The following is a 5,100-nucleotide window of genomic DNA, read 5'->3' as shown; positions in this document are numbered from 1 at the left end:
TTGATCCCCAGTACGAATGTGAAAATAGTACCTCGCCATCGACGGACAGTCTCCTGTTACGCGACCGGAGAACAATCCAGGCTGCCCATTGTTCCCGTCGGTGGCGTGCGCTTAGCCATCAGCGGAGAGCGTCCAACACCGCCGCCAAACTACCGATGACACTTGCAATCGCTTCCAGCATGGCATTCGCTATTGCTGTGCGTAAGCGCCCGTATCGAATTGCAAGCGTAACCCGCGATCTAGCTGGTTTGCGACCCCGGGGATAAAGGGCGTACAATCAACCATCGGTTCAATGATCAAGGGTGCGGACCGCCTGAGAGACAATCTGCTCTTGCCCAACGGGGGAGCAGAAAATGCATGGCGGAAACGCGACATCTAATACCCTCATCGCAGCGATGGACGATGAAATGGCCTCGGCCATTTTAAATGCATCCGAGCGCGTCAATCTACCAGTTTATCACCAGCTGCAAGCTCCCAATAAACCGATCGACTACGTCTATTTTCCGGAATCGGGCATCGCCTCACTCGTTGCCGATGCACCCGGCCGATTGCAGATCGAAACCGGCCTAGTTGGCAAGGAAGGGATGGTCGGAACGATCTTACTATCGGGGATCGACCAGGCGCCGAACGAAGCCTTCATCCAGGTTGCCGCGACTGCCAGGCGCCTGCCGGTCGCCCACATGCGGACCTTGATCGAGGGCCCTTCAGAACCTCCTCATTCGCTAATTCGCAGACCGTGCATGTGCAGGTCACCGGAACGGCGCTGGCCAATGGCAGGGCAACAATCGTTCAGCGGCTGGCTCGATGGTTGCTGATGTGTCACGGATCGGCTCGGTAGTCCGAAACTGCCGCTGACCCGCGTAGGGGCGAAGACAGATGCACGGAGTCGGAGCACGCGCCTAGTCCGGCAATACGCCGACGATCTTATCTATTGCTTCCATGACGTACGGCTCACCGGAGGGCCTTGTTGCCGACCGGATCGATCTCACTCGAATAGCGGGTCTGGTTCGTCGGAAAATCGATAACCAGTTCATAGGCCGTGCTGCGCCCACCAGCCTCGCCTCTTCGCAGGATCCCTTTCGCCAATAGGTCCGCAATGTCGCGAGACGCCGTATCCTGGGACGCGTTCGTCAGTTTCGCCCACTTCGTCGATGTGAGCTTGCCTTCGAAGTTTCCCTCTAGCAGTCGGTTGAGGACCTTGGCTTGTCGCGGATTAAGATCGCGTGCGACATGCGCCTGCCAGAAATCAGTCTTCAGCATGACGTTGTCGAGAGTTAGCAGCGCATCGCCGACAGCATTGCCCAGACGATCCAGGAACCACTCGATCCAGCTCGTGATGTCGACAGCTTCCTTGCTCGTGATCGACTGCAGGGCTTCATAGTAGCCGATGCGCGATCTCTCGATCGCGGCAGACATGGAGTAAAGTCTCTGAGCGCCCCCACCACTGCGTGCAAGCGTCATGTCGGCGATTGCTCGGGTTATGCGGCCATTGCCATCGCCGAAGGGGTGGATGGCAACGAACCAGAGGTGGGCAATGGCTGCTTTGACGAGAGGATCGAGGTCGTGCGATCCGTTGAACCATTCGAGGAAGGTTGACATCTCAGCGTCCACGCGATCTCCCGGTAGAGCAACATAGTGGACTTTCTCGTGCCCGAATGCGCCGGACACGATTTCCATACGGCCGCCTGAGTCGTCGCGCCAATCGCCGACGCGAAGCCTGTGACCCCATTCGTTGCGACCAGTCGGAAAGAGCGCCGCATGCCATTGAAACAGTCGCTCTGCCGACAGTGGTTCCGAGCAATTGATCGTGGCATCAAGCGTGATATGGACGATGCCCTCAACCGAGCGGTTGGGCGTCACGAATCCATCGATATCGATACCGAGCCGCCTGGCCAGCGACGATCGGACCTGTTGTTCATCCAGCCGCTCTCCCTCGATCGCCGACGATTTGACAACGTCGTCCGTCAGCGCTTGCAGAAACGTCGCCTCACGCGTACGAAATCCGAGGCTCTCGACACGGCCGATGAGGCGCCCCTGATCAAGGCGTACGGCTGCAAGCCTGGATGCAAGGCGGTCGAGTTTCCATTCAAAATTCGGCCAGTGGGCAGATTGCCAGATATAGGTCATGTCTCAGGATAGGGCTCAGATGCGGAGAATGGCAAGCATAATCTCCGCAAATATGCGGACATTGTTGCCCTTAATCTCCGCCTCGCGCTAAGGGTCACCGGTTCGAATCCCATCGAGACCAACGGAGCTGACTCCGGCATTTTGCACTTCCAAACCGGATAGGTCGATCAGCGCGATCGACGTAGCAACATTCCCCGCATCGGTGGGATCGTCGTGGCTCGTGGCCGGGATGCCGCCGACGTGCCGTTGATTGTTTCCTTCGGTCCACACGTCCTAAAGTCGTTTCGTGTCTGGAGCTATGGCCTGACTGAGTAGGGCACGCGAGCATCATCTGTCGCTATTCTCGTATCTCGACAACCTTGACCGACACGTCCAACTCCACGAAATCCTCCGGCATTCCCGTATATCCGCCGGTAACAGGCATGATCTGTCCATTGTTGCGGGCAAACGCTACGGGAATAAGGCAGGCTTCTCCCACTCGTCGGTGAGTGGGATCAAACGCGATCCAACCGGCTCCCGGAAGATAGACTTCCGCCCAGGCATGTGTAGATCCGCCGTCGTCGACAGAGGCCTGAGGGTCGTAAACGTAACCGGAGACAGCACGCGCACCGAACCCTAGGCAACGAACAGCTTCAATGAAGAGCGCTGCGATGTCCCTGCATGAGCCACTGGCCTGCTCCAGTGTTTGTTGCGGCGACTGCGTGCCTTCCTCGTCTCGGATGCGATAGCTGACATTTGTCAGAATGCCGGCATTGATATCTTTCAGCAGCGAAAGCGTGTCGGTCGGGCGGCTGCCCACGAACGCTCCGGCCCAATCCGCCACACGGCTACCGGGAGACGTCACGACAGCAAATGCGCCGAGATCGGTCTTGTCTTCGGTCGAGTACGTGAAGGGATAGGCATGCGCCGAGATGTCTATATTAAAGACCGGCCACGGGTCGGCAGTCTGCTCGACAACGGCAGCACTGGTGATCGTCAGTTCGGCGGTCTGTTCAGAGAACGTCACCGTCGCGATGGTGTTGCCGAAGACGTCCTTCGCCCAGTCGATCGACCCGCTCGCAGAACAGTCGATGCTGAAAGACAAGGTCCGAAGCCGTTGGTCGGTCCGAGGCGACAGCATCAGGCGGTGCGCAAGCAGTCCGACGGGCCGCAAGTAACGGTAGGTCGTTCGATGCTTGATCTGAAGTTTCATAGTGATTTCCCGGCGGCCAGATTGTTCAGTCAACTCAAGCGTGGGTCAGCGAAACGACGCCCGCAAAGTGTTCGTGCCTTGCAGACGCCATTGTAGGCACGACGGTTCCACACGCGGCCAATCTCATCCGCTCGCACGTCGCCAGTCGCGGATGTCGTCCGCTGTGACCCAAACCCGGGCATCGAAGGCAATCATCCTTTTGTCGAACTTCGAACTGGCGATCGCCCCCGATCGTCGTTGTTGGAATGGCTCTCCAATAACACGCGCCTTTGTTATATTCAGCAACGTTATCGCGTCTACTCACGATGCCAGGTCAATCGCATTGACATCCGACCTCCATCAGTTCGACATCGTCTTCTTAGTGACGCCCAAATCGGTATGAAGGATCCATGATCAGATCAGAACTCGTTCATATCATCACCCTTCGCAACCCGCATCTTTACCGGCAGGACGTGGAGAAGATCGTCAGCACAATTCTTGATGACATCGCCGAGGCTCTGGCAAACGGCGATCGTGTCGAGCTTCGGGGTTTTGGCGCGTTTTCGGTTCGCTATCGGCCGTCGCGCTCGGGCCGGAACCCCAGCAACGGAACAGCCGTATTCGTTGAGGATAAATGGCTGCCGTTTTTCCGCGCCGGTAAAGAGATACAGAAGCGATTGAATCCGGAAGAGAAAACCTAGGCCGCCAATGCGGCATGTGCACACTACCCCCGCATGCTAGATTTCACGTTGGAAGACACGGCCCCTTCAACGAAGCGCCTATAATTCTGCTTGGCGCGGGTATGATCACCCGGTACTGCCCACTCGCGAGAATGGCAACGATGCATGATAGCGGAGACGAACATCCTACAGCACAGGTTTGCCCGCCTGCTCCATGACATCGATAAAGACGGAATAGGGCAGAACGAGAGAAAGGGGCGCCTTGGGAATTTCGAGGGCGCCATAGGACTTGTACCAGTCCGCCGCCCGCTCATCCTTGGCATCGATCAATAGTAACGAGCCACCGACCTGCGACGAGACCTGAATACATCGCCGTGCGGCCGCAATGAGCAATTCACCGCCCAGCCCCCAACCTTGCAAAGATCGGCTCACCGCCAGACGACCGAGGCGAAACCGGCCGATCGGATGACGTCCGCTGCCCGGTGGTCGGGCCGCTTCAGGCGCCAGATCGAAGTCGACCTGCGCCGGGCTCAACGTATAGAAGCCATGGATCGTCATATTATCCGCATTATCGACCGCGACATAGGTTTTAGAGGCGCCGCTCTCATGAGCCTGCCGCGCATATCTGGCCAGGAAATCGTTGAGGTCCGCCTGACCACAATCGAAGCTCTTGCGATTGTGCTTCCTGGCGATCGGCTCCTCATGCCAGTCCGGAAGCGTCATTTACGGTTAGCAAGCGAACGGGCCGCTGCCTGCAGTCTGGCATTCGGCTTCGGCGGGTTATCCAGCAAATCCAGTATGAAGCGGGTCTGCTCCTCGTCCAGGCTTATCTGCTCGGCCTTTTCGATAACTGCCTGAGCTGCCAGCAGCGCATTGCGCAGCACGAATTCCTTGAGGCTAGTTCGCTCGAGCGCGGCCGCACGCATCAGCCGGGCCTTCTCGGCCGGCGGAATCTGCATCGGGAAACGGCTTGTATCTTCTGCGGCGACTCTGGGCATGGTGACCTGCCACGGGTAATTTCCTCCAAAATTGATTAGAGTCCGGGCCATTGAAGGACGGACGCATGAAGAAGCAGAGATTTACGGAAGAGCAAATTATTGCGGTGCTGAAGGAGCAGGAGGC

General features: G+C 57.7%; 6 protein-coding genes and 1 pseudogene. 3 read left to right on the top strand and 4 right to left on the bottom strand.

Going from position 1 to position 5,100, the window contains the following annotated elements; genetic code table 11:
• Nucleotides 1-353: 353 nt before the first annotated feature.
• Nucleotides 354-815: a cyclic nucleotide-binding domain-containing protein gene (locus ACPYOI_RS34850; protein ID WP_481420007.1), complete on the top strand. Its 462-nt coding sequence runs from the start codon at nt 354-356 to the stop codon at nt 813-815.
• A gap of 136 nt (nt 816-951) precedes the next feature.
• On the opposite strand, the gene ACPYOI_RS34845 is transcribed toward ACPYOI_RS34850, so the two are convergent.
• On the bottom strand, nt 952-2,127 hold the full coding sequence (locus ACPYOI_RS34845) for a Fic family protein (RefSeq protein WP_481420006.1): 1,176 nt from the start codon (nt 2,125-2,127) through the stop codon (nt 952-954).
• Nucleotides 2,128-2,301: 174 nt separating this feature from the next.
• On the opposite strand from ACPYOI_RS34845, the pseudogene ACPYOI_RS34840 reads away from it, so the two are divergent.
• A pseudogene (locus ACPYOI_RS34840) lies at nt 2,302-2,442 on the top strand (transglutaminase family protein); the annotation flags it as partial.
• A gap of 22 nt (nt 2,443-2,464) precedes the next feature.
• Here the strand turns inward: ACPYOI_RS34840 and ACPYOI_RS34835 are convergent.
• Nucleotides 2,465-3,319 (bottom strand): transglutaminase family protein, encoded by an 855-nt coding sequence (locus tag ACPYOI_RS34835; protein ID WP_481420005.1) that lies wholly within the window; start codon nt 3,317-3,319, stop codon nt 2,465-2,467.
• Nucleotides 3,320-3,708: 389 nt separating this feature from the next.
• On the opposite strand from ACPYOI_RS34835, the gene ACPYOI_RS34830 reads away from it, so the two are divergent.
• A complete protein-coding gene (locus ACPYOI_RS34830) occupies nt 3,709-3,999 on the top strand; it encodes an integration host factor subunit beta (protein WP_481420004.1) in 291 nt (96 codons plus the stop codon).
• A gap of 165 nt (nt 4,000-4,164) precedes the next feature.
• On the opposite strand, the gene ACPYOI_RS34825 is transcribed toward ACPYOI_RS34830, so the two are convergent.
• Together ACPYOI_RS34825 and ACPYOI_RS34820 are read right to left on the bottom strand one after the other, a co-directional pair.
• Nucleotides 4,165-4,701, bottom strand: coding sequence for a GNAT family N-acetyltransferase (locus ACPYOI_RS34825; protein WP_481420003.1), 537 nt, complete (start codon nt 4,699-4,701; stop codon nt 4,165-4,167).
• Nucleotides 4,698-4,976, bottom strand: coding sequence for a type II toxin-antitoxin system TacA family antitoxin (locus ACPYOI_RS34820; protein WP_481420002.1), 279 nt, complete (start codon nt 4,974-4,976; stop codon nt 4,698-4,700). The genes ACPYOI_RS34825 and ACPYOI_RS34820 overlap by 4 nt, the downstream gene beginning before the upstream one ends.
• Between the last annotated feature and the right edge of the window lie 124 nt (nt 4,977-5,100).

It is taken from the genome of Rhizobium sp. SVR5-2C, assembly GCF_056755115.1.
This window is presented reverse-complemented; position numbering and strand designations above follow the sequence as displayed.